15 protein-coding genes and 1 rRNA gene are annotated in these 26336 nt (G+C 65.1%); 5 read left to right on the top strand and 11 right to left on the bottom strand.

The genetic code is table 11. The features are described from left to right. The 6 genes from MTX35_RS21565 to MTX35_RS21540 all read right to left on the bottom strand — a co-directional run. Positions 1-63: ribosomal RNA gene (locus MTX35_RS21565) — 16S ribosomal RNA — on the bottom strand; the annotation flags it as partial. A gap of 468 nt (positions 64-531) precedes the next feature. Next, positions 532-1941 (bottom strand): plasmid pRiA4b ORF-3 family protein, encoded by a 1410-nt coding sequence (locus tag MTX35_RS21560; RefSeq protein ID WP_243596925.1) that lies wholly within the window; start codon positions 1939-1941, stop codon positions 532-534. A gap of 377 nt (positions 1942-2318) precedes the next feature. Next, a complete protein-coding gene (locus MTX35_RS21555) occupies positions 2319-3314 on the bottom strand; it encodes an LpqN/LpqT family lipoprotein (RefSeq protein ID WP_243596924.1) in 996 nt (331 codons plus the stop codon). A gap of 80 nt (positions 3315-3394) precedes the next feature. Continuing rightward, complete coding sequence (locus MTX35_RS21550) at positions 3395-4234, bottom strand: HAD family hydrolase (RefSeq protein WP_243596923.1); 840 nt, start codon at positions 4232-4234, stop codon at positions 3395-3397. Between the two features lie 28 nt (positions 4235-4262). Then, positions 4263-5477 (bottom strand): metallophosphoesterase, encoded by a 1215-nt coding sequence (locus tag MTX35_RS21545; protein ID WP_243596922.1) that lies wholly within the window; start codon positions 5475-5477, stop codon positions 4263-4265. A 106-nt stretch (positions 5478-5583) separates the two neighbouring features. Next, complete coding sequence (locus MTX35_RS21540; RefSeq protein WP_243596921.1) at positions 5584-10662, bottom strand: AAA domain-containing protein; 5079 nt, start codon at positions 10660-10662, stop codon at positions 5584-5586. Positions 10663-10846: 184 nt separating this feature from the next. Between MTX35_RS21540 and MTX35_RS21535 the strand changes: the two genes are divergently transcribed. The 3 genes from MTX35_RS21535 (at position 10847) to MTX35_RS21525 (ending at position 17998) form a co-directional block, all read left to right on the top strand. Next, positions 10847-11449, top strand: a complete 603-nt coding sequence (locus MTX35_RS21535; protein WP_243596920.1) for a dihydrofolate reductase family protein — start codon at positions 10847-10849, stop codon at positions 11447-11449. Positions 11450-11463: 14 nt separating this feature from the next. Further along, positions 11464-12135, top strand: coding sequence for a TetR/AcrR family transcriptional regulator (locus tag MTX35_RS21530; protein ID WP_243596919.1), 672 nt, complete (start codon positions 11464-11466; stop codon positions 12133-12135). 385 nt (positions 12136-12520) lie between these two features. Then, a complete protein-coding gene (locus MTX35_RS21525; RefSeq protein WP_243596935.1) occupies positions 12521-17998 on the top strand; it encodes a biotin carboxylase N-terminal domain-containing protein in 5478 nt (1825 codons plus the stop codon). A 105-nt stretch (positions 17999-18103) separates the two neighbouring features. On the opposite strand, the gene MTX35_RS21520 is transcribed toward MTX35_RS21525, so the two are convergent. The 4 genes from MTX35_RS21520 to MTX35_RS21505 all read right to left on the bottom strand — a co-directional run bounded on the left by MTX35_RS21520 (position 18104) and on the right by MTX35_RS21505 (position 21802). After that, entirely contained in the window at positions 18104-18313 is a 210-nt protein-coding gene (locus MTX35_RS21520) for a hypothetical protein (RefSeq protein WP_243596918.1), read from the bottom strand. Positions 18314-18409: 96 nt separating this feature from the next. Beyond that, positions 18410-19285: a pseudouridine synthase gene (locus MTX35_RS21515; RefSeq protein ID WP_243596917.1), complete on the bottom strand. Its 876-nt coding sequence runs from the start codon at positions 19283-19285 to the stop codon at positions 18410-18412. A 3-nt stretch (positions 19286-19288) separates the two neighbouring features. Continuing rightward, positions 19289-20131: a rhodanese-related sulfurtransferase gene (locus MTX35_RS21510; protein WP_243596916.1), complete on the bottom strand. Its 843-nt coding sequence runs from the start codon at positions 20129-20131 to the stop codon at positions 19289-19291. Between the two features lie 21 nt (positions 20132-20152). Continuing rightward, entirely contained in the window at positions 20153-21802 is a 1650-nt protein-coding gene (locus MTX35_RS21505; protein ID WP_279396161.1) for an alkaline phosphatase D family protein, read from the bottom strand. A 127-nt stretch (positions 21803-21929) separates the two neighbouring features. Between MTX35_RS21505 and MTX35_RS21500 the strand changes: the two genes are divergently transcribed. Together MTX35_RS21500 and MTX35_RS21495 are read left to right on the top strand one after the other, a co-directional pair. Next, positions 21930-23402: a cryptochrome/photolyase family protein gene (locus MTX35_RS21500; protein ID WP_243596914.1), complete on the top strand. Its 1473-nt coding sequence runs from the start codon at positions 21930-21932 to the stop codon at positions 23400-23402. A gap of 212 nt (positions 23403-23614) precedes the next feature. Next, entirely contained in the window at positions 23615-25057 is a 1443-nt protein-coding gene (locus tag MTX35_RS21495; RefSeq protein WP_243596913.1) for an HNH endonuclease signature motif containing protein, read from the top strand. 160 nt (positions 25058-25217) lie between these two features. Here MTX35_RS21495 and MTX35_RS21490 read toward each other — a convergent pair whose 3' ends face one another. Further along, entirely contained in the window at positions 25218-26267 is a 1050-nt protein-coding gene (locus tag MTX35_RS21490; RefSeq protein WP_243596912.1) for an iron-siderophore ABC transporter substrate-binding protein, read from the bottom strand. Positions 26268-26336 lie beyond the last annotated feature (69 nt).

The raw sequence follows: 26336 nt of genomic DNA, 5'->3' as shown, positions 1-26336 counted from the left end.
GACTTGCATGTGTTAAGCACGCCGCCAGCGTTCGTCCTGAGCCAGGATCAAACTCTCCGTAAAAGACTCTCGATCAACAGTCGAAACTGCAAATCAGTCATAAACATAAAGAGTCAAATCACTAGCAGAAAAACTCAACTAGCATATTCAAAACAACACCCGACAACAACCATCACAAGCGGATGGCTGATACATCGAATGCTTTCACCAAATAAAATTCGGCACTGACATTCATCGACACACTGTTGAGTTCTCAAAGAACACGCACACACTTTCGACCCACGAACACACCGTCCGAAGGCCTCCAGGGCAACTGTTCCAGCCTATCCCAGCTTGGTCTCGGACACAAGGCCCGACTCTTGGGGGATAAAACCTGCCAGGCCACACGTCCAACCTCGTATCCCAGTCCGTGAAGACCAGGTCGGTGTCCGTCGCTCTGACTCGACAAAAGTTACGCCACCAACCCCACCAACGCAAATCGCCAGGTCAGGGGCTGCCGCGGCGTGTTCGACCCGCTGGACGCCCACTGGATCAGGTCAACAAGGCGTCGCGCGCGAATCTTCTGGACCAGCTCGGCGAGTCCGAACCACCCTCGCGGAAGTAGAACTGCGGACCGTGTGCACCTATGAGGTCGAGGAAACTCACCGTGGCCTGCGCGGCGAATTGAGCGTCGAACACACCGGAGTCTTCGCTTGCCCAACCCAGCTCGGCCACAGTTTCGACCAGCATCTCGTTGCGATGTGTGGACGATGCCGATGCCGCGAGCGCGATCAAGAACAGCGTCGCAGCGTCGGTCTCGTACGATTCCTTGCCGAGCGGCAGTCGCGATGCTGCATGTCGCCACATGCCGACGGGATCCCCGGCCAGGCCTGCGCCGAGTTTCGTGCGCAACAACCGCCCCTTGGATACCCGGGTCAATCCGAGGTTCCGTACGGCCTCGCGCAGATCCGTCACCTGATGGTGGTCGATTTCGCGATTGCTGGTTCCCACCCATCCCAGGCCCCAATCGAGCTCCTCTCGAATCGCCGCCACGAGTGCCGGCTTGAGATAGCCGGCGTCGGTCAGGGCTACTCCGTCGTCGCCGATCATCTCGAGAAACCACGTCAACTTGGCCATCGCGACCTCGGCGACAGGTAGGTCCACCGAACTCTCGATGGTCAGTTCGCACCGAGGCAGCAGCGCCATCAGTGCCGGCACCACCGTGGGCCGCACCCGATCGAAGAGTCTGCCGATGGCGGGTGCCGTCGCCACGGCCTCGGCCAGGACCGACCGTCCCATGTCGAGTGCATGCAACACCTGGTTGACCGCTTCGACGTCGAACGCGGCCGGGTCGAACGTTGCACCCCATTTGGTGCTCAGGACGGAGAATTCGGGATCGGCCGGATCGGATGCGATCTCGAGGTCCTGCGCATAATGCGACGGCCCGCCACAGTCCTCGGGTGGGCAGGCGCGCGCTCCATCGAGACAGACGGATCGCAGGTCGTCGATATCGGAATCGATCTCCTCGAGGACGACGGTATGTGTCCATCCGTCACCGAAATCGTAGTCGTAGGCCAGCACGGATCCGCGTGCTGTGAGTACCTCGTCGATCCGAACCCGCTCTTCGCTCACGGCCTCGTCGTCCGGTTCGTCGGCGAGAGTCTCTGCCATCTCGAATCGCCGAGTCGCTCCGGCAGCTCTGATGCTGAACGCGTGCATGTGCCGGTCCTCCCAGCCCAGTGCGCACTGCAACACAGAGTGCAGTTCGGACAGCAGCACATCCGACCGCACCCGCACCCGACGCCAGATCTGCGGTCGCGTGTGGTCGATGGTCACTCGGAGCACCAGGTTGACCAGGGTGCGCCCTGCGCCCCCTACTGCACCGCCGTCGGACTGCTCGTCGGGATCGGGCATGTCCGGGACCACCGACAGGTGCCGGGCGCGGCCGGTTCTGATCGACATGCGGTCGACCCTAGTCGGACCGACCCAGGGGTCGCAGGCGTCGTACGCAATGGACGGAAAGGTGCAAGCGCGGCCACCGGGTTCACCTTCTCCTCTGCGGTGCCGATCTTGCATCCTCTCGCAACCCGCTCTGTCGTATCACCTGGCAGCGCTGGAGACCGAATTCGGCACGCCACCGCTCGACCGACTGCCCGTGGAGTGCGGCCGACGGTTCTCGCCGGCGACTTCGACTCGTGTGTGTCGGAACGCCAATCAGCAAGAGCGACAGGATATCTCACACTTTCGCCCGGCTGTCCCCTTCCCGACCGGGCGAAAATCTCACCCTCGACGTATCGTGATTTCTCCTGTTGCCACAGAAGAATTCGATCGGTCCGAAGCTACGATCCGTTCGTCGTCAACCCGTCGTTGATTGCGGCGACGTCGAAGGCCAGCGCGTCGAGCTGCGACGCCAACGTCGTCACCGTCAACTGCACCAGGTACTGCGTATCAACGCCCACCACCACGTACCGTGTCGTCACTGCGGCTTCGAGTTGCTCCGCGACGTAGGTGCCGCGAATGAACCTCGACGGCCAGCCGAGCCACGGTGCGTCGGATGCCTCCCGCTCCACCCAGCCCGGCATTGCGCGTCCGTCACCGAAACCCAACGCCATCAGCGCGTCCGGGTCGATCGTGCGCGAGAGCGCACCGACCAGTAGAACGGCGTTCGGCGCAAATCCGTTCTCCACGAGATTCGGTTCCACGATCACCTGGGTCGCTCCGGGAAATTGCGCGGGATCGAGCGTCTGCCATCCGGCGGGAATCGGCACGGTGATGCCGACCTCGGCCGCGGCGGCACCGTCGACCGGAGACACCCGCAACGAATGTGCGTTCAGGTACTCGGCGATCGTGGTGGGCTCGGACGAGTCGGTCGGCAGGGCGTCGTTCACAGCAGGGCCTTTCGTAGCGGACGATTCGCTGGCACGCCAGAGGTTACCTGCGCCGTCCGATCCGCCGCAGATCCAGAGGCAATGGCCGGCGGGGAGCTGCGCGCTGTGCGACTCCAACCAGCCACCGACTGCGTCGAGCATGGCGGTTCCGTCGTCGAACGAGCCCGAATTCGGTTGCGCGGCAACCGCTACGCCAACCCGTCCGGCGACGATGGTGACGATGCCCACCTGCCGTACCTCGTGACCACCCCCGACACGCAGCCCCCAGCCGCCCTCGAACGACGCGTCGGACATTTTCCCGAGTCCCCATTGCTGCTCGGGCACACGACTGTTCATCATCTCGACGACCGGTGCAGCGTCCCGGACACACGACAGGCCCGCAGCGAACGTCGCCTGATCCTGCGTGAACCACTCGGCCTGTCCGAATGCGCTGGATTCGAGCGGCAACCACGATCCAGATTCCGCCGCTCCCCTTCTTCGGCGGCTGCACTGGAGGGCCGCTGGTGGCGAACACCGGCGGGCGGGCGCTACTGCCTCGCGCGACTCGCAGTGAGTTCCTCCAAATAGCGCGCAACCGCGTCCTCGTCGTTGGATACGAGCACTCGATCGGCAACTGCGCGCACCGACTCGGTAGCGTTCGACGGACACAAGGCGGTGCCCGCCCACGCGAGCATCGGTAGATCGTTACGCGCATCCCCTACTGCGGCAACCGAATCCCCGGATACTCCCCACCGCTCGCACAACTCCTGCAGCGCGCTGGCCTTCGATACTCCCGCGGCGGACATCTCGATGTAGGGCGCACCGGAGTGCGTCAACTCCACCCCACCGAGGCCGGCCGCAGCGACGAGTTCGTAGAGTGCCTCACTGGTCGTATCCCTGTGCCGAGCAACGATTTTGACTGTCGGCTCGACGTCGACCGACAGCCCATGGTCGGAGAGTTCCATCTCGTGCGGCTGTCGATGATGGTCGGCGAAGACACACAGTTCGGCGTACCGGGCCTCTGCCACGAACCGCGTGGCACCGACCGTCGCGAACGCGACACCGGGTACGAGTGAACGCACGGTGGTCTTGACCGATGCCACGATCTCGGCCGGCACCGACCTGGTGCTCACGATGGTGGGAGTGCCGCCGGCCAGATCGAGCACCACAGCTCCGTTGGCCCCGATCGCCGTCCCGCGGAATCCGCAGGAGGCAGCGAGCTCGTGAATGGAATGCCGGGCGCGCGCAGAAGCCCACACCACCCTGATTCCGACCGCGTCGGCCGCAGCCATTGCGGCGGCTGTGCGCGCAGAGACGGTTCGGTCCGAACGCAACAGAGTGCCGTCGAGATCGGTGGCGACAACGACGACCTCTTCGGAGCTGTTCACCACACCGATACTGCCAGGTGTTGCGTGCTCAGCTCGCGACCAACGTCAGTACGGAGATCTCACTGGGTGCAAACACCCGAAACGGCGGACCCCAGAATCCCGATCCGCGGCTGGTGTACAGCTGCGTTCGTGCACCGTGCCTGCTCAGTCCGTGCACCACCGGCTGGTCGAGTCGTACCAACGCCGAGAACGGCCATATCTGGCCGCCGTGGGTGTGGCCGGAGACCTGCAGGTCCACACCGGCACGGACCGCGTCGTCGATCTGCTTCGGTTGATGAGCCAACAGCAGGACGGGAGTCGAGGGATCGGTGCCGGCAAGAGCACGAACGAGATCGGCGCCGTGGCCGGGCGCACCCGACCCCTTCGCCGTGGCGTCGTCGACGCCCGCGATGATCAACTTCTCGTCACCGCGATGGAGTACCACATGGCGATTGTGCAAGGAATTCCATCCGAGATTCTCCATGTGTTCGAGCCATGCCTGCGCCTCGCCGAAGTACTCGTGGTTGCCGGTGACGTACACGCGCGCCGCACTCGCGTGCATCGACTCCAGCGGAGCGACCTGCTGACGACGCCGATCGACCGACCCGTCGGCGATATCTCCCACGTGAGCCAGGACATCCGGGTCGAGCGCATTGACCGCGTCGGTCAAGCGATGCGACCAGGTCGTCCTATCGAGCGGTCCGAAGTGCGTGTCGGTCACGAGAACCACTCGTAGACCGTCGAATCGAGCCCCGAGCCTGTCGATTTCGACGGTCGTGTACCGGACTCGTGGTGTTCGCATCGCCTCGTAGTGACCCCAGACCGCGAGAACGACGACCACGATCACGGTTGCCACCGAGACGATGCGCGACCGAAGAGGGTCGTCGACTCCGGCGACGAACAGGCCGAGTCGCAGCAACAGCGAGAGCACAGACCAGACGAACGCTATCCAGACCAGCCCCAACAGCACGTCTCCTACGCGCGCCCAGCCATCCTTACCGGACCTCTCGGGGCCGGGCCGATGACCCAGATACATCGCTGTCGGTAACGCGACGACGGCGACGACCGCAACAACGGTGCCGACGACCTGTGCAACCACCGGCCACTGCGTGCCGGCGAACACCACGGTCCAGGTCGGCACCGCGAACAGTGCAGCGCAGACTCCGAATACGACGGCGGGCAGTAAGATTCGCCGCCTGCGCGGACGAACCTGCCGATCCGGCGAAGCCGACCGCTCGGGGTGCTGCGTCTGTCGATCCGTCATCGGCGATGAACCTTCTCTGCTCGTCCGTTCGCGAAACCGAGGCCAAGACTACGTCGACTCCGCGGAACCGGCTCCAGCGCCGAGCCCGGCAGGTAAGGAGGAGGAGCTAGGGCCGACGGCGCGTGGTGTATCCGCGAAGCCCGTTGAGCGGCAATTCGTGTTCGGCAATGCCCTCGTCCTCGGACTGCTCGGGGCCTCTGCTCGGCTCGGCGTCGGTCGAGTCGATCTCGGCCGAATTCTCCTGTGCCTCGGACTCGTCGGAAGTACCGGACCCCGCCGACTCGACAACGGTCGAACGTCCGTCCTCGGCGGTGGAGTCGCCCACTGCGTCCGCCACATCGGCCTCCCTACCCCGGTGGGTGGCCGCCGTTGTGTTGTCGATCGGAGCGTCGGCAGTAGGTGTGGATCCATTGGTCATCGCGGAACGGCTCGATCCCGAGGCCCCGTTCGGCGTTCCCGACCCGTTGGTCTGACCCGACCCGTTCGTTGCGTTTGCTCCGTTCGATGCAGCCGGGGACGGTGTGTGGCGGTCTGCTCGTCGAGTGTCCGGTCGGGTCGGCTCGTCGGTAGGGATGTCGATGCGCGGCATGGACCACAGGGACAACACCGATTCGTGGTGTGCAGCCGCGTCCGCATTGTCCGTGGTCTCGAAGACACCGGAATCGTCGAACTGCGACGATTCGAGGGGAACCGGCGTCCATGCCTCATCCGACGCTGCAACCCCTTCCACGACAACGGTATTGGGCTTGATGCCCACCCGGGCCAACGTATCCCAGAGGCTTTCCAGTGCCGCTTCGCGGTCCAGGTAGTACTCGGATTCACGGACCCGCCAGAACGTCCAACCACAACGCTTGAGTTCCTGCTCTCGTCGCAGGTCCGCCAGCCGTTGGGCAGGCGTCGACAGGAAGGTATCGCCGTCGCATTCGACGGCGAGACGCGAGGATTCACCGGTGACGACAAGGGCCAGACGCCGATTGTTCACTTCCACACCGGGATTGACGTGGAACCCGCGCTCGACGAGGTCGTTCCACAACTGCTGCTCGAGCAGAGTCTCGAAAGGGGCCTTCCGTATCTCGCGCGAGACGTTCACCGGCATCGGATCGGCAGGCGCGGGCGAGACGGAGGTGACGTAGCTCAGCAACGAGTTGCGAAGATCCGCGCGCTTGAGCCGATCGACCGTCACCGAGTGGAACAGCCACAGCTGATCCTGCGCTCGCGACGCTGCCACGTTGAACCGCCGCTTGTACTGATTGGCCGTCAGAGTGGCGAAATTCTGATCGGGTGCCACCACCATCGACAGGAACACGACGTTGCGTTCGTCGCCCTGGAAGTCCGGTGGCGTCCCCACGCGAAGCCTGCGCTGTTCCCACTGTTCGATGCCGATGCGTTTGATCAGTTCGTTACGAATTTCGTCGACCTGCGATTGTCCCTGCAGCACAACCACTCCGAAGGTCAGGTTGTCGTAGGCAGAGTCCTCGAGACACTCGGCGATCTGGTCGGCGATCGCGATCGCCTCGGTGCGGTTGACGAGCGAAGCATTCTTTCCGGTGACCGTCGCTCCGCGAACGTACGTGTGCCGCAACGGCGGCAGCCTGTCCGCGCCGAACTGCCGCACGGGAACGAGCGGGGAATCCCCGTAGAACTGCTGACTCGACCAGTTGATGATCTCGGGCATCGAGCGGAAGTGCTCACGCAACCGCACCACCTGACCGAACCTGGTGCGCAGCATGGAGAACAGGCTCGACCTGGGCGTCAGCGTCGCACGCACGTGTTCGGGTAGATCGGGCAGGTAGACGTCCAACCGATCGAACACGTCCTCGAGAGTTCCGGTCTGCGGAACTTCGGCTGGTGCACACTGCCGGTCGTCACCCACCACGATCACGCGGGGAGCAAGGTACAGCAGGAAGAGACTGGTGATGTCGGCCTGACTTGCCTCGTCGACGATGACCACGTCGAAACTGTCCGGCACCGGCGGAATCGATGCCAGCACCTGCGAGAGCGGCATGACCCAGGCGGGCACGGCGCTCTGCGCTTCACGCATCGCCGATCGCGCTGCGCTGCGGTAGGTTTCGGCGTATTTGCCGGCCCCGGAACCGATGCTCGAGATGTGCTCACGGTACGTCTGCAGCGCACGCACCTCGACGGCGGTCATTCGTTCGAGACTGTTGCGCCAGGCACTGGCTGCGGCGAGACGCGTTGTGAGGTAGGCGATGTCGGTATCCGCGGCGGTCAGCTCTGCTTCCAGTTCCTGCTCGAGACCGCCGTGGTGCTGCTCACCGACCCACTCGCGTGCCCGACGCCACGCCCAGGCCTTCGACATCTGCCAGCTCAGCTCGTCCCATTCGACATCGCCGGCGGTGTCCCTGACCAGTTCGAACAATGCGGGTGCCACCTCGGACAGCGACGCCGACATCGAGTCGAGCAGAAACTGATCCTCTTGCTCGGCGCACGCCTGCGAATACGCTGCGACAGCGGCCGCCAGTTCCAGCGGATCGGCAGCACTCAACGCACTCACCAGATTCGATCCCTCGGGTGAAGGCCCGGCATCGATGCGAGTGGCCACTGCGTATTGCAGCGCATCGAGCTCGGCACGTGCGGCATCGATGTCGATGCGCGTGGCGATGGCACGGGCGGCCCCGGCGATCTCCTGAGCTTCGGCCAAGCTCCGAATCCACGGTGCTGCAGGCGAAATGGCGTACAGCCGGTGCACCAGGGCATCGCGAGCGGAGACCAGTGCAGACACCAGGCCCAGCCGGTCGGCAATTCTCGCCACGTTGTTGACGCGAATCGAACGCGTGCCGTCGAGCGGAACGACGATGGCAAGGTCGGCCAGCAGCACCGCGGCGGTCTGCACGGTCTCGAGCGCACGGATGTGTTCGGCCACCAGGCGTACAGCCATCGCCGTCGTGGCGGGTTGCCCGTCCACGGTGGCGACGATGTCGAGAGCCTCGACTGCCTTCTGTTCCTCGCTGCGACGGAACCGGGGCTTCCATTCGATACCCGACTCGAGCGCGCCGGCGAGCGCATCCATCGCGGTCAGAGCCGTGGGCGAACTCGAGGAGCACTGGACATCGTGGGCACCGACGTAGCGGTCGGAGGCAGCGGCCGTCTCGACCATAGCGTCGATCCCGCTGACCCGAGACCACAGGTGGGAGGCTTCGCCGGACAACACGGAATCGGTCAGTCGCACGTAGGAACCGTCCAGTTCGGCGACCGCTCGAACCCGGGCCGAAAGCTCCTCGCACAGCTGCCTGATCTCGGAGGACACCGCTGGTTCCACACCGTCGAGCAACGCGACGAGATCGGCTGCGTGCGTCGAGAGAGCATCGATCCGTGCCCCTGCTCGCAGGCAGAGCGACGCGAGTTCGGCCGAGTTCGGCAGCATTGTCTCCGGACGCGGGAGCACCTGACGCGCGCGCAGTTCCCGAGTGCCGTCGGAGCCGACGATGAGCGTGCGCAGCCGATCGACCTGGGCACCGTCGAGCGGTGGCCGATCGGCGAGCAGGGGGCCCGGCAGCCATTCGTGGGCGCTCTCGGCCGCTTTGACCTTGCGAACTATCGATGACACCGTGCCGTCGTATCCGTCCGACACGTACTCGTGCACAACGGTTTCGGACTCACGGAGAGCACGGACACGATCGAGCAGGTCGGCCCGCCGAGTCAGAGCTGCTCCGCGCTGCATCGTCAGCGCCTCGATTTTCTGCACCTCACTGGCCTCGTCGAAGGAGGTCTTCCGCTCGGCGATCTTGGCAACGCTTCGGTTGAGCTCGTCCGATCCACCGCGCGAGAGGTCGGTGATGGACACGCAGAGCTCCTGCAGCTCCGGTGGGAGCTTGTCCCGCAGCACCCGCAAAGCTTGTGACTTTTCACTAGTGACCAGGACCCGCTGACCGCGCGCCAACAGCCCGGACATCAGATTCGCGATGGTGTGTGTCTTGCCCGTCCCCGGCGGGCCCTCGACCACGACGCCGCTGTCACGCCCGAGCCGTTCGATGATCTGCGACTGCTCCGCGTTGGCGGGCAGCGGAAACAGCGGGTCCTCGGCCAGTACCGCCGACTCCCCCGCCCCGGTGCGTTCGAGCCACGCCAACCGTTCGGCGGGCTCGATGGCGTCGACCAGCTGCGCGAGCCCCAGAGGCACGGGAGAACCGGCGAATTCGAGGTCGGCGAGCATCTGCTCGTAGTACTCCACCAGCGCGAACGAATCGCGGACCCGGAGAACCAACGCCGGTGAGATGGTCAGAGTTCGGTCGTCGTCGATGTAGGCCAGGGCTCCGGGCGGTCCGAGGTGATCGAGCACCTCGATCTCGTGCCGCGGGATTCGCGCAGCCCAGTTCCTCAAGAACTTCTCGACCCCGGCACCGATCGGCGACGCGACCGTGTCGTGCAATTCTTCGGCCATCGCCACCGAACCGGACGTATCGAAATCGTCCGAACCCGTCAGCAGCTGGCCGTCCTCCAGCCGCGGGGTGGTGCTGGCCGCGAGGCGAACCAGAAGATCACCGGTACGCACGTCCCGTTCGATGCTGGCCGACTGCGTGATCAGGTGGGTTCGGACGCTGCGCTGCGGATCGGGGCTGCTCGACGTCAGCAGCCCCGAGGCCACCACCAGTTCGATCGACTCGGGTCGCGACGCGAGCTCCTGCATCATCAGTTGCAGAGCCTGGTACAGCGCGGCCTGCGGACGCCGGTCCCGATCCTCCTGCGCCCATTCCTTCCACGACTCCGAGTACTCCTCGAAGGCCTGCTTGATCTCGTAGGCCTTGCGAATATCGAACTCGGCATCGGATTCCTGCGCCTCGGCCCGACGGCGGGACGTCACCGACGCCGCGTCGGCCAGCTCGAGTTCGCGATAGCGACTGTCTGCGACGACCTGTGGATCGAGCCAACCCGACAGCAACGCGGGCGGCTCGGGCGGCTCGTCGACCGCGATGCGCGGCGCGCGGAGCACCACACCACCCTGTTCGGCCCGCGGGTCGAGCTGCATGGGAACGTCCCCGGCGTGCACCCACTCGACCTGCACGTGGTCGTCGAAACGCAGCACCGGGTTCGAACGCGCCTCGACGATTTCGCGAAGGAAGCGCAGCAGGCGTTGAACCCTGCTCTTGAGCTCGTCGTCGTGTTCACGACCGGTAGCCGCTGCAGCCGTCACAGTTTCCCCACAGATACTCGAATGGTCGTCCATTTCAGGGACGGTGTTTGCACACCCGGGCCACACTAGCCGTTGAAAACCAGTTGTTCGTCGCGTCCTGAGCGCACAAAATACGTTCTAGTGCTGGGTCACAAAGACCCACTTCGGTCGCTGGATTCAGCACAGCGGACGCGTCGGCCCACGGGCTTCCCACGGGCCGAACCACGACAGGAGCCGAATGCGCAAGCTGGTCTACTACATCGCCGTCACCCTCGACGGGTTCATCGCCGCGCCGGACGGCACCTACGACAGTTTCGTGATGGAAGGCGATCACCTCGAGGCGATCAAGACCGAACTGCCCGAGACGTTGCCGGTTCACGTACGGGCCGCATTCGGCCTGGACGCTCCGCCCGCTCGATTCGACACCCTCGTCATGGGCCGCGAGACGTTGCAACCAGCGCTCGACGTCGGGATCGCCAGCCCCTATCCCCACCTGCGCCAATACGTTCTCTCTCGCACCCTCGCCCCGTCGGACGACCCGACTCTCACCGTGGTGAACGAGGACCCGATCGGACTTGTCAGAAGCCTCAAAGCCGAGGAGTCCGAGCTCGACATCTGGATCTGCGGCGGCGGAAATCTGGCCGGTCAACTGCTGCCCGAGATCGACGAACTGTTTCTCAAGGTCAACCCCGTGGTGTTCGGCCGCGGCATCGGCCTGTTCTCGTCCGGCATCGGCCCCGATCCGTTCCCCGCCCAGCTGTTCGAGCACCTCGAGTCACGCCAATTCGACAGCGGGGTGAGATTCACCCGGTTCATCCGCCCGGATGCTCGCGAACAATGACGTATAAAGACTGAATGCCTGCCGCGACGGAGCCAGACCGTGAGCTGCCGAATCGGGAGCTGCCGACCACCCCGCGCGGACTGCGAACCCGATCCTCGCTCGTTGCGGCCGCGCGTCGAGTCTTCGAGGACAGCGGCTACCTCGACTCTCGCCTGATCGACATCACCCGCGCCGCTCGATGCTCCGCCGGCACCTTCTACACCTACTTCACCAGCAAGGAAGAGATCCTGGCCGCAGTGCTCGAGCAGGCCAGGGACGACATGCTGCATCCCGGTACCGAGCGAGTGGACCCGCACGACGATCCGGTTGCCGTCGTGGCCGCAAGCAACCGCGCGTATTTCGAGGCCTACCAGCGCAACGCGAAGCTGATGGCACTGCTCGAGCAGGTCTCGAACATCGATCCCGAGTTCCGACGTCTCCGACGCGAACGCGCCGATGCCTTCGTCAGACGCAACGCCCGCAGCATCGAGAGCCTGCAGAGCCGGGGCCTGGCCGACCCCGAACTCGATCCTGTGCTCGCCTCCCGCGCTCTGTCGTCGATGATCAGCAGGCTTGCGTTCAATCACTTCGTCGTCGACGCCGCGGACGACCGCGCACCTGCGGAGTACGAGAGCCTGCTCGCGACGGCTACGAGGCTGTGGGTCAATGCGCTGCGACTGCCGAATACGAGCGAAAAGGGCGGGTGAGGGAGACCGCACTCGGCGACCGGACGACCAGTTTCAGCCGTCGGCTCGGGTTGTACCCGCCGGTAATGTACTCGCCGGTAGCAAACTTGTTCTTCGAATCGCGAATTACGCCTCCCGCCAACGCTACTCGCGAGTACGTTGGCGGGACGTGCAGACGGTTGCAATCCGTCTCGAACGAAAGAGCCTGCCACAGAATAGGATTCGATACTTGGTGATCAATCACACTCACGCCGAACGCCGTTGGCGATGCACAGGGCTTGATTGCCGTTAGAATGAGCCGATCGGGGTGCCACATGATGAGCAAGAAATCGACATGCCCGGCACCGATTCACGTTCCATCGAGTGCACCGAGGCGGTGCGCCCACACCGAGCGAAGAGAGATACGTTGTTCAAGCGGATTGCAGTAGTCAACCGAGGCGAGGCGGCTGTACGCCTGATCCGAGCCGTCCGAGAGCTCAACGCCGAACACGATTACGGCATCCGCACCGTAGCGCTGCACACCGAGGCGGAGAAGCGGGCGATGTTCGTCCGCCAGGCCGACGAAGCGGTCACGCTCCGTAAGCCTGCCACCGGATCGGCGTACCTGGACTACGACGTACTCGAAGCCGCGCTGGTGGAGTCCGGTGCCGACGCGGTGTGGGTCGGGTGGGGCTTCGTCGCCGAGGACCCGACGTTCGCGGACCTCGTCGCTCGCTTGAACATCACCTTCATCGGCCCGTCGGCCGACGCGATGCGTCTGCTCGGCGACAAGGTCGAGGCGAAGATCCTCGCAGAGAAGGTCGGTGTCCCCGTCGCACCGTGGTCCGGCGGACCCGTCGAGACCCGCGCGGACGCTCGTCGTCACGCAGCGGCGATCGGCTACCCGCTGATCATCAAGGCCCGCTCGGGCGGCGGCGGTCGCGGTATCCGCAAGGTCTTCCACGAGGACGAACTCGAACTCTCCCTCGAACGCACTCAGGGTGAGGCCGAGCGCTCGTTCGGTGACCCCGTCGTCTTCCTCGAACGTCTCGTCACCGATGCCCGCCACGTCGAGGTTCAGGTGATCGCCGACAGTCACGGCAACGTATGGGCCCCGGGCGTGCGCGACTGCTCGATCCAGCGCCGCAACCAGAAGGTCATCGAGGAGTCCAGCTCACCGCTGCTGACCAAGGAGCAGGCCGATCAGCTGCGCACCGCCTCGGCCGAGCTCGTCAAGGCCGCCGGATACCAGGGCGCAGGCACCGTCGAATACCTGTACCAGCCCGAGCAGAAGATCTTCACGTTCCTCGAGGTCAACACCCGCCTTCAGGTCGAGCACCCCATCACCGAATACACCACCGGCATCGACCTGGTGAAGCTCCAGATCCTCGTCGCCGACGGCCAGGAGTTGCCCGGCGAGTGCCCCACCGAATTCGGCCACGCCGTCGAGGCCCGCCTCAACGCCGAGGACGCAGACAACGGCTTCGCTCCGGCTCCCGGCACCGTCGAGCTGCTCAAGTTCCCTCTCGGCACCGGCATCCGCGTCGACACCGGCATCGCGCAGGGCGACGTCATTCCTCCCGACTACGACTCGATGGTCGCCAAGGTCATCGCCTGGGGCCGCGACCGCAGCGAAGCGCTCGCGCGACTGCGCAACGCGCTGCGCGAGACCACCGTCGTCATCGACGGCGGCACCACCACCAAGTCGTTCCTGCTCAGCTTGCTCGACCGCGAGGAAGTCATCTCCGCCTCCGCCGATACCGGCTGGCTCGACCGCACCGAGGCCGGCTCCCAAGTGGGCCCGACGGCCGTGGCCGACATCGCGATCGTCGCCGCAGCGATCGACGCGTACGACGCCGAGGAAGGCCGCGAACGCACCGCGTTCCTCAACTCCGCCCGCGGTGGCCGTCCGCGCGCCACCCATGCGATCGGCCGCACGGTCGAATTGAACTACCAGGGCCAGGCCTACAAGCTCGAGGTCGGCCAGACCGGCACCCACCGCTACAGCATCGACGGGGACGGCATCGGTGATCTGCAGGTCGACGTCGAACGCCTCGGCGTCTACGAGAGCCGTCTGGTCATCGGTGACCGTCGCTACCAGGTGGTCACCGTCGCCGGACCCGCGCACTTCCTCGTCGAGGTCGACGGCATCAGCCACCAGATCTCACAGGACGAGGCCGGCCTGGTCCGCGCACCGGCACCCGCCGTCGTCGTGGCCGTGCCCGTTGCCGTCGGCGACGAGGTCGAGGCGGGACAGACACTCGTCGTCCTGGAGTCGATGAAGATGGAAACCGCCGTCCGGTCCCCGTACGCGGGCACCGTGCGCGAGGTACTGGCCTCGGTCAACGGACAGGTCGACGCCGGAGCCGCGCTGCTGCGCGTCGATCAGGCCGGTGAGCAGAAGGTCTCCGAGCAGGCACCACGCGTACAGTTCCGCGGTATAGACGACGCAGCGCAGCGTTCTCCGCAGCGTCGCGCCCTGGACCGACTCGACGAACTCGCCGCCCTCATCACCGGCTTCGACGTCAGCGGAGCCCGCGCACGAAACCTGTTGTCCACCTACGAGACTCTGCGCGCCGACGTGCCGCGCAACGATGCAGGGTTGGTCTCCGCCGAGTTGGATCTGCTCAACACGTTCGCCGATATCTGCGAGCTCTCCCGCAACCGGCCGACGATGGACGAGGAGAGCACCGACGAGCGCGTGCACTCCCCGCGCGAGCACTTCCACTCGTTCCTGCACTCGCTCGACGCAGACGTGCAGGGTCTCCCGGATTCGTTCCGCGCCAAGCTCACTCGCGCCCTGGCGCACTACGACGCTGCCATCGACGAGGGTCGTACGCCCGAGCTCGAAGAGGCCGTCTACCGCGTCTTCCTGGCTCTGCAGCGCATGGAGAACCAGGTTCCGGTCATCGCCGCCCTGCTCGGCCACTGGCTCAGCGACTGCTCGGCGCAGCCCGAGGCGACTCCGGCCATGGCCGAGGTCCTCGAGCGACTGATCGGTGCCACCCAGGCCCGTTACCCGGTGATCGGCGACGTCGCGCGCAACCTGCGCTTCCGGTTGTTCGACGAGCCACAGATCCGCAGTGCACGCGAGAAGATCTACGACGGCGTCCGCGGCAGCCTGCAGTACCTCGCCGAGAACCCCGACGCGGCCGACTACTCGGCCCGGATCGCCGCGCTCGTCGCCACCCCGGAACCGCTCATCGAGTTACTGGCACAACGGATCACCGATCCCGGTGCCCTGCTCGAGGTGATCACCCGCCAGTACTACGAGATCCGCACCCTCGAAGACGTCAAAGCCTTCGACCGCGACGGTAAGCACTTCGTCACCGGCAACTTCGAGCTCTCGGGTGAACGGCTGCATCTGGTGTCCACCGCAACCGATTTCGACTCGCTTGCAGCGACTCTGGACTCGGTCGACGACATCGCCGGACCGGCACCGGAGAACCTGGCCGTGGACCTCTACCTGTCCTGGCCGGACGCTCCCACCGACGGCGACGAGCTCTCGGCCCAGCTTCAGGCCGTCCTCGCCGCCCACCCGGGCACCGGCCGCTGGCGTCGCGTCACGGTGACCGCCTTCGGTTCCGCCGCGCGAAAGATGACCTACCGTCGGACCACGGTCGAGGGGTCCGAGCCGCTCGCCGAGGACACGATCATCCGGGATATGCACCCGCTGACCGGTCAGCGACTGGACCTGTGGCGACTGAAGAACTTCGACGGAGTTCGCCTGCCCGCCAGCGCCGGAACGTACCTGTTCCACCTGACGTCGAAGGACAACCCGTCCGACGAACGACTGGTCGCACTGGCCGAGATCCGCGGCATCACAACACAGTTGGACGACGCCGGCAACATCGTCGCGGTACCCGAGATCGAACGGACAGTCGCGGCCTGTCTCGACGGAATCCGGCGCGCCCAGGCCGGGCGCGGCAAGAAGCGGCTCGACGCCAACCGCGTCGTGCTCTACGTCTGGCCGGTACTGAACGTTCCCGCAGACCGGATCGCCACCATCGCCCGGCACATCGCGCCGCTGACGATCGGCGCCGGCCTCGAGGAGATCACGCTCATCGCACGTCTGGCCGAAACGCCGGGCGCGACGCCACGCGAGGTCGCACTGCGCCTGTCGTACCGCTCCGGTGCAGGCATCGTGGCCAAGGTGACCCCGCCGCCGACCGAGCCGATGCGTCCGCTCGACGAGTACACCCAGAAGGTGCAGCGCTCGCAGGCCCGCGGCACCGTCTACCCGTACGAGCTGATTCCGTTGCTCAGCAGCAACGGTGGAACGTTCACCGAGTACGACTTCGGCTCCGACGGCGTGCTCGCACCGGTCGACCGCCCCTACGGCCGCAACACTGCGGGCGTCATCGTCGGCGTCGCGACCACACCCACCGCCAAGTACCCCGAGGGCATCACCCGCGTCGCGCTGTTCGGTGACCCGACCAAGGCACTGGGCACCGTTGCCGAGGCCGAGTGCTCGCGGATCGTCGCGGCCATCGACCTCGCCGAGCAGCTCGGCGTACCCGTCGAATGGTTCGCATTGTCCTCCGGCGCAACGATTTCCATGGAATCGGGCACCGAGAACATGGACTGGGTCTCGCGTGGTCTGCGTCGCATCATCACCTTCACGCAGGCCGGCGGAGAGATCAACATCGTCGTCGCAGGCATCAACGTCGGCGCGCAGCCGTACTGGAACGCCGAAGCCACGATGCTCACCCACACCAAGGGCATCCTGGTGATGACCCCCGACAGTGCGATGGTGCTCACCGGTAAGCAGTCGCTCGACTACTCCGGTGGCGTCTCGGCCGAGGACAACTTCGGTATCGGTGGTTACGACCGCGTCATGGGCCCCAACGGCCAGGCGCAGTACTGGGCACCGAACCTGAGGGCCGCGTGCGACATTCTGTTCGCGCACTACGACCACGCGTATGCCGCACCGGGAGAACGCTTCCCGCGCCGAGCGGCCACCGCAGACCCGACCGAGCGCGACGTGCGCACCTACCCGCACGTGCACCCGTCGAGCGACTTCACCACCGTCGGCGACATCTTCTCCTCGGTCACCAACCCGGACCGCAAGAAGCCGTTCGACATTCGCACCGTGATGCGCGCTGTGGTGGATCAGGACCACTCGGTCCTCGAGAGGTGGGCCGACATGGCCGACGCCGACACCTCGGTGGTGTTCGACGCCCACCTCGCCGGAATCCCGGTGTCCGTGATCGGCATCGAGTCGCGGGCCATCCCCCGCAAGGGCTGGTTCCCCTCCGACGGCCCGGATCAGTGGACCTCGGGAACCCTGTTCCCGAACTCGTCGAAGAAGACCGCACGCGCCATCAACGCCGCCAGCGGAAGCCGGCCGATCGTGGTGCTGGCCAACCTCTCCGGCTTCGACGGATCACCGGAATCGTTGCGCAACATCCAGCTCGAATACGGAGCCGAAATCGGCCGCGCCATCGTCAACTTCGACGGACCGGTCGTGTTCTGTGTCGTCTCGCGCTACCACGGCGGCGCGTTCGTGGTGTTCTCCGGAGCACTCAACGACAACATGGAGGTCCTCGCAGTGGAGGGCTCCTTCGCCTCCGTGCTCGGTGGTGCCCCCGCAGCAGCAGTGGTGTTCACCCGCGACGTCAACGCCCGCACCGCAGCGGATCCGACCGTCAAGGAACTCGAGACTGCGCTGAACACCGCCGAGGACGACGCCACCCGCTCGGCGCTGCGCGTAGAGCTGGCCACCGTGCGAGCGAATGCCCGCAACGCCAAACTCGGTGAAGTGGCAGCCGAATTCGAGGCCATCCACAACATCCAGCGTGCGCAGAACGTCGGATCGGTGCACCACATCGTCCCCGCCGCCGAACTGCGCCCGCAGCTGGTCGCAGCCATCGAACGCGGAATGGCGCGGTCGCTGGCGAAGTAGGGTTCAGGCTCCACGCAAACGCGCGCGCGTTTGCTGGATGCGAGCGGAATGGTTACCTATTCCGCGAGCGTCTGGCGAATGCGCGCGCGTTTGTCGGTTGGGGTTCTACACGGGAGGCTGGGTCACGACACCGCCACACTGGCCGGTGAATACGAGCAGTCCACACTCCTGCCAGATCGCGGGCAGTGCATCGAACAAGGCCGCGAGGTTGTCGGAGCTACCGGTGCTTGCACTTCCGGTATCGGCCACCGCGACTGCCGGCGACGCGATGGCGATGACTGCGGCTCCCAAAACAACAGCAATACGACGCTTCACGCTGTTCTCCTCTTCTCTTCGTCGGACATGGTTCGCTCGACACGCTAACCTCGCGTCCCCATTGTCACAATCGTCCGAACGAACGATGCCGGGCTGTCAGAGTTCGAGGGTTCGGGCACTGACGAAGCGCCTGGGCTCACCGGTAAGGGGATCCGTGAAGTTCAGCGACCGAGCGAGAAGTTGCAACGGCCGGGTGAAGTCGTCCGCCGGCACAGAGGTGAACTCCGGATAGTACGGGTCGTTCACGATGGGAATACCCAACGAGGACAGGTGGATCCGTAGCTGGTGAGTCTTGCCCGTCTTGGGGAACAGTCGATAGCGAGCACGATCATCGAACGTGTCGACCAGTTCGATCAGGGTCTCACTGTTCGGCTCACCCGGCTCCTCGTATGCCGTCATGACCCCGTGTTCCTTGAGGATTCGGCTACGCACGACGCGCGGAAACTCCAGTGCTGCATCGAATCCCGCGACGGCCTCGTACTCCTTGGTGACGTTCCGCGAGGAGAAGAGTTCCTGATACGGCCGTCGGGCATGCTTGGTCTTGGTGAAGAGCAACACCCCGGCGGTGGCGCGATCGAGTCGGTGCGCGGGCGTGAGGTCGGGGCAATCGAACTGCCTGCGCAGCCGCACTGTCGCGGTTTGGGTGACGTGCCGACCACGCGGGATGGTGGCGAGGAAGTGCGGCTTGTCGACCACCAACAGGTCGTCGTCCTCGTGCAGGATGCCGATCTCGAAGGGGACCGGAATCTCCTGCGCTGGAACGCGATAGAAGTACACCTGACTTCCGGCGCGGTACCGCGTGGCGTCGGAGATGGGCCTGCTCTTCTCGTCCACCACTTCGGCGTCGTGCATGGCCCGTCGCCAGTCGTCATCGGGCAGCTCACGTTCGAGGTACTCCACGATCGTGGTGGCCGAATCACCATGCGGCAACAGCAGTCTCAGCGGAGCGAGACCGTCCCGGAAAGGCAGCATTGTCTACGCGCAGTCGAGACAGATCAACCGCAGACCACGTCCGGCGTCGCCGTCGAAGTCCTGGTACCGCGACGTCGGATTACCGCAGGCACTGCAGCGACCGATGACGGCGGTGTGATCGGAGAAGTTCTGCGCCATCCGCTTGTCGAAGACGAACAGCGAACCCTCCCACAGCGCGTCGTCACCGAAAGTCTCTGCGTACCGGACGATTCCGCCGTCGAGCTGATACACCTCTTCGAACCCACGGGCCACCATCAAAGACGAGAGCACCTCGCACCGCACTCCCCCGGTGCAGTACGTGACCACCGGGGACTGCTTCAGATGGTCGTAGGCACCGGAATCGAGTTGGGAGACGAAGTCCCTCGTCGTCTCGACGTCGGGCACCACTGCGTTCTTGAACTTGCCGATCTGCGCTTCGAAGGCGTTGCGGCCATCGAAGAAGACGACGTCGTCGCCACGGGAATCGACGAGTTCGTGCACCTGCTGCGGGCTCAGATGAGTCCCACCGCCGACAACACCGTCGGCATCGACCTTCAACTCGCCTGGCGCACCGAACGTGACGATCTCGTCGCGCACCCGCACACTCAGGCGCGGGAAATCGTTGCCGAGTCCATCGGACCACTTGATGTCGGCCGACTTGAACGCCGGATAGCTGCGGGTGCCGCGGACGTACCTCTTGACGTCGTCGACGTCACCGCCCACCGTCGCGTTGATGCCGTGTTCGGAGATCAGGATGCGGCCGGTCAGGTTGTTAGACGCGGCCAGCGTCTGCTGCCACAGCCTGATCGCGTCGGGATCGGGCAGCGGAGTGAACACGTAGAACAGGACGATTTTCGGTACAGCCACGCCGACCAGTATGGCGCGTTGTCAGGCAGGTGGTGCCGCCGCCCGGACGCGCTGGGTGCCGGAGTCCACGGTGAAGCCCGCTCCCCAGTAGACGCCGGTCTGCGGATCCTCCTTGGCGGTGAGGAACCAGTGGTCCATCCGAGCCGCCGTCCTGGTGACCTCGAAGACGCCGAAACCGTGACTGTCGAGATCCACGAACTTGACGTGCTGGTTGAGCGCCTTGAACGCCTCCTCGGCGACCCGGCCCAGTGTGTGCGGCGGAGTACGCGTCAGGTCGTCGATGTTGGCCGAGCTCACCGACGTGACGACGAGCTCGGTGGCGGCAGGTTCGGTGGTGGCGTACTGGGCCGCATCGACGGGTACCTCGCAGGCCCAGGCCGAGTGGATGTCGCCGGTGATGAACACCGTGTTGTCGACACCCGCGTCCACGATGGCACCGAGCAGCTTGCGGCGGTCGGCGGTGTAGCCGTCCCACGGGTCGGCGTTGTACGGCAGACCGCCCTCCGGGATCCCGAGCAGCGACGTGACCGCCCTAGCGGCATCGCGATCGAGCGGCGGGATGAGAGTGGGCGTGATCATCACCGGGTTGCCGACGATCTTCCACTGCGTCGGCGACGAGACGATGCCGTCGGTGAGCCACTGCATTTGCTCCGCGCCGGTGATGGTCCGGTTGGGCGAATCCACCTCGGGCCCGTTGAACGGCAGCACCTGCTGCGAGCGGTAGGTGCGCAGGTCCAGCATCGAGAGCTCCAGGAGGTTTCCGAACCGCAGCCTGCGATAGAGGTGACGGTTGGTCGCGGTGCCTGCCGCTCGTACCGGCATCCACTCGTAGTACGCCTGCTCGGAATTGGCCTTGCGGGTGGACCAATCGCCCTCGGTGCCCGGAGTGTGGTTCTGCGCGCCGGTGTCGTAGGCATCGTTGGCGGATTCGTGGTCGTCCCACGTGCAGATCCACGGCACGCCGACGTGCGCGGCCTGCAGATCGGGATCGGACTTGTACTGGCCGTGACGCTGCCGGTAGTCGGCGAGCGTGACGATCTCGTGGGTGGGCGAATGCTGGCGAATCACCCCGTCGCGGCCCGGGAATCCGCCCGTCTCGTACTCGTAGATGTAGTCACCGAGATGGACGATGGCGTCGAGATCGCCGCGGGCGGCCAGATGTCGGTACGCGCCGAAGTAGCCCGACTCCCAGTTGGAGCACGAGACGACTCCGAAACGCATCGCGTCGATGTCGGCGTTATTGGCCGGGGCGGTGCGCGTGGTTCCGACGGCCGATGCCGCATCGCTCGTCCGGAAATCGTAGAAGTACGTGGTGTCTGCGCTGAGGCCGTCGACGTCGACTTTGACTGTGTGGTCGGTGTCGGGGCCGGTTGCGACGGTTCCGGAGGAGACGACGTCGCCCATGTCTGCACTGCGGGAAATCCGCCACGTCACCGACACCTGCGGGCCGACGCTGGAGCCTGGGGTGGCGTCGGGCGTGGGGGTGAGCCGAGTCCAGAGGACGATCGCGTCGGGCAACGGATCTCCCGATGCCACCCCGTGCAGAAAGCCGCGGTCGCTGCCCTGAGCGAATGCGGTCGCCGGCAGTGTCGTGGCCACTCCGACCACAGCGACGGCCACCGACGACGAGCGAAGAAACGTCCTTCTGGAAAGCGCAGACTCAGCGTGCATCGGGTCAGTCCATGCGATGGATGGTCGGTGGTCAAGTAAGGCGCGCCTGGGTCGGCCGCAGTGTTCACCAGCCGGCCATACGCCGGACGCTGGTTTGCCTTCGTCGCTGCGGGAGAACACTCCGAGAATGGACGCTCTGTGGTTGTTCGGTGATCAGCTCGGCCAGCACTTTCACTCGGTGGACGAGCACGCCGACCGAGATGTGCTGATGATCGAGTCCCGACGCGTGTTCCGGCGTCGGCGATACCACCGGCAGAAGCTCCATCTCGTGTTGTCGGGGATGCGTCATCTGGCCGACGAGCTGGGTGATCGCGCCACCTACCTGCAGACCGAGACGTATCGCGAAGGGTTGGCCGAGTACGGCAAACCCGTGGTGGTGTTCGAGCCGACGTCACACGCGGCGGAGAAGTTCGTCGCCGCGCTGCACGAGGAGGGACTGGTCTCGGAGATTCTGCCGACGCCGATGTTCGCGCTTCCCCGCGCCGAGTTCGCCGAGTGGGCGGCCGAGCGTGGGACCTTCCGCATGGAGACGTTCTACCGCGAGCAACGCAAGAAGTTCGATGTGTTGATGGACGGTGCCGACCCGGTCTCGGGTAAATGGAACCTCGATGCCGAGAACCAGTCGCCACCACCGAAGGGACGCTTGACCCTGGGTGTGGAAGAACCGTGGTGGCCGACCGAGGATGCCATCGACGACGCGGTTCGTGCAGATCTCGACGACTGGGACCTCGATACCGTCGGAGTCGACGGGCCTCGCGTGTTCGCAGTGACCGCGGCCGAGGCGTCGGAGGCGTTGTCGCACTTCATCAATTACCGCTTGGACGACTTCGGTAAGTACGAGGACGCGGTGATGGCCGACGACTGGACGATGTCGCACTCGCTGCTCTCGGTCCCGCTCAATCTCGGCCTGCTGCAACCGTTGGACGTGGCACACGCAGCCGAGGACGCCCACCGAGACGGCACCCCGCTGGCGAGCGTGGAGGGTTTCGTTCGGCAGATCCTCGGCTGGCGCGAATACGTGTGGCACCTGTACTGGCATCTGGGGCCGGAGTACCTCGAGCGCAACAAGCTCGAAGCCCATGAGCCACTGCCGGATTGGCTGACGGAGTTGGACGGCGACGCCGTGGTGGCGAAGTGCCTGTCCAGCACCGTCGACGGCGTGCGCGACCGCGGCTGGGTGCACCACATTCCTCGACTGATGATTCTGGGAAACTTCGCGCTGCAACATGCGTGGGACCCACGAGCGTTGACCGACTGGTTCGCAACAGCTTTCGTCGACGGGTTCGCCTGGGTGATGCCGGTGAACGTGATCGGCATGAGTCAGCACGCGGACGGCGGAGTGATCGCCACCAAGCCCTACGCCTCGGGCGGGGCTTACCTGAACCGCATGACCGACTACTGCAAGCCGTGCGAGTTCAACCCGAAAAAGCGACTGGGCGACGACGCCTGCCCCTTCACCGCCGGCTATTGGGCATTCGTCCACCGGCACCGCGAGATGTTGGCGCTCAATCACCGTACGGCGAGGCAGGTGTCGTCGATGAACCGATTGAGCGACCTCGAGCAGGTGCTGGAACAGGAACGGCAACGCGAGGTGTACTGACGAGTTGGGTTCTCGAACCGTCAGCCGAATTGGCAGATCAATGGCGCGTAGGTTCGGCGTCGCTGACGACGCCGTCCCGGGGGACTTCGAGAGTCGACGGTCCCTTACCACGACCCACCGACAGGTTCAGGACCGCGAATACTTAAGCAGGGCAACAGTTTTCGATTCAAGGATGGTTGCCAGTCGAACGCACGTTCGATACACTTGCTTCCATGACCACGGAGATCTGGCAACTGAGCGAGAGTGAACTGCTCGCCGACGCCGCTACGGTCTCCCACCAAATTCAGTTGTTGGAGGCCCGGCGGATCGCCCTCGTCGCCGAGATCGACACCCGCGTGAGCCGTGAGAAACTCGGCTTCCCCGGACCCGCCGGCTGGCTGACCTCCACCACCCTGCTGCCGCCCTCCAAGGCCACCAAGATCGTCGCCCTCGCCCGCGGGTTGAAGAATTTTCCCGATATCGCCGACGCCGTGAACACCGGCAGCATCTCCGTCGATCACGCCGCGCTGATCCTCACCTTCGCCGAAACCCCACCGAAGGACCTCCCGGAAGAGGGCCGCGTCATGGCCCGCACCGCGATGATCGCCGCCGCGACCGGGCCCGAAGCACGCACCGGCCGGATCCGAGCAGCGATCACCAAACTCGAGGACGAGTTCGGCGGCAAGACCCCACCACCCGAGAACACCGACCGCAACGAACTGTTCGCCTCCAAGACCCTCAACGGACGTCTGGTGGCGAAGATGGATGTCGACGCCGTCACCGGAGAAAAACTCCTCACCGCACTCTCACCCCTGACCGAACCGCAACCCGCCGCAGACGGCACCCCAGACGACCGCAGCCCCGCCAAACGCAGAGCCGACGCCTTCGGGCACATCGTCGACCAATACCTCGCCTCGAGCAATCGCCCCATCGAAGGCGGTGAACGCCCGCACCTGAACCTGCACATCAACCTGCGCGACCTCACCGACCTCCGCGACAGCGCCGACACCGCCGACGCCGACACCGCCGACGCCGACGACGAAACCGCACGCGCAGCAACCGAATCCGACACTGTCGATCCGGTCGACATCAACACCGGCAACCCCATCGACACTCACGCAGCAACCGAGCCGGACCACGAAAACGGCAGCGGCAGTGGCAGTGACACCGCCAGTGGCAGTGAAGATTACCGCTGTGCGACCGATCACGGCACCTATCGCGACCTGTTCGGCGACGGCACGTCGGTCGGATGGCTACCGTGGATGGGACCACTCTCCCGCAACACTTCCCGCCAACTCGCCTGCGACTGCGTTCTCACCGCCATCGTCATGGACGAGAACGGCAACCCACTCAACCTCGCCCGCACCGGACGCACCGTCACCGCCAAACAACGCAAAGCCCTCACCGCCCGCGATCACGGCTGCGCCTTCCCCGGCTGCGGAAAACCCGCCGCCTGGACCGAAGGACATCACATCTGGCACTGGGCCGACGGCGGCCCCACCGACATGAACAACCTGGTCCTACTGTGCGGATTCCACCACCGCCTGATGCACCACTCCGACTGGGAAGTGTTCATCGGCAACGACAACCACCCCTGGTTCGTCCCACCCGCCACCGTCGACCCCTACCGACAACCCAGACAATCCCACGCACGCGCAGGCCCCCACATCGCCTGACCCCCATGAAAAGCTCCAGCCCCGCACCGAGAACACGGTGCGGGGCTGGAAGAGATTGCCGGGCAGCTACTTCGGTCGAATCAAGGATCAGTCACCGCGGTCGTGCCACATCACCTCGAGCAGGTGTTGCAACAGGAACGACAGCGCGAGGTGTCTTGACCTAGTTCGCGTCCACCTTCGCGACAGCCTCGTCGATCATCGGCACGTATCGCTCGAGCGCCCACGGCACCGTCAGCGGATTGATGATGGACGACCCGGTGACGAACGACTGATCCGTCGGCGCAACGACCGAACCGCGGGACACAGCCGGAATCTGCTGGTAAGCAGGCTGATTCTCGGTGTCGGTGCGGTTCTGCGGATCCGAGTAGAAGGTGAAGATCAAGTCCGAGTCGTTCAGCAGATTCGCATTCTCCAACCCGATCACCGACGAGTCGGTGCCCTCGGTCTCGTCGAGTGTGTTCACCACCGGATCGACCTGCAGCCCGAGGCCGCGAACCATCGCGACGCGCTGCTCGTCGGCGAGGAACACGCCCAGCGTCCCGGGACCGGTGTTGTAGATATACGAAAAGCTCACGTCCGCATACTCGGGGTGCTGAGCGGCGGCGTCGGCGAAGCGGCTCTCGATCTTGTCGATCTCCTCCGCAGCCTTCTGCTCCTCACCCATGGCCTTGCCGATCACGGTGATCTGGTCTTCCCAGGTCGTTGTCCACGGCTGCTCCTCGTACGCAACCACCGGGGCAAAGGCACTGAGCTTGTCGAACTGATCCTGCGTGACGCCCGACCACGGTGCCAGGATCAGATCCGGCTCGAGAGCAGCAACAGCTTCGATGTTGAGTTCGGTTCCACCGGTGAATTGTTCGGGAAGTTCGGCACCCAACTCGGTGACTGCGTCGTGAACCCACGGCAGATATCCCGATTCGTCGGCACCCCACGAGTACTCCTCCACGCCGACCGGGACCGTCCCCAGCGCGATCGCCGTCTCGGCCGAACCCTGCCCGAGCGTCACGATGCGCTCCGGCTTCTCGGTGATGACCGCCTGCCCCAGGGCCGAATCGATGGTGACGGCGGCAAAGTCCCCGCCCCCGGCCTGTTCGGGCTCAGCCGTGTCGGCAGACGAACATCCACCGACCACCAGGGCCGACACAGCGAGCACGGACAGCAGGGACGCACGGCGAGTGAAGCGTTCACCGGCCGTTGGAGCAGAGAACATGGATACCTCTCGACGGATCAGCGGGTTAAAAGTAAGTCAAGGCTAACCTACAGGCGCGGTTCGAATGCA

Source organism: Rhodococcus sp. ARC_M12 (assembly GCF_022810385.1).
In the GTDB taxonomy this organism is placed as follows: Bacteria; Actinomycetota; Actinomycetes; order Mycobacteriales; family Mycobacteriaceae; genus Rhodococcoides; species Rhodococcoides navarretei.
Note: the sequence above shows the minus strand (reverse complement) of the source record. Positions and strands in the feature narration are given on the sequence as shown.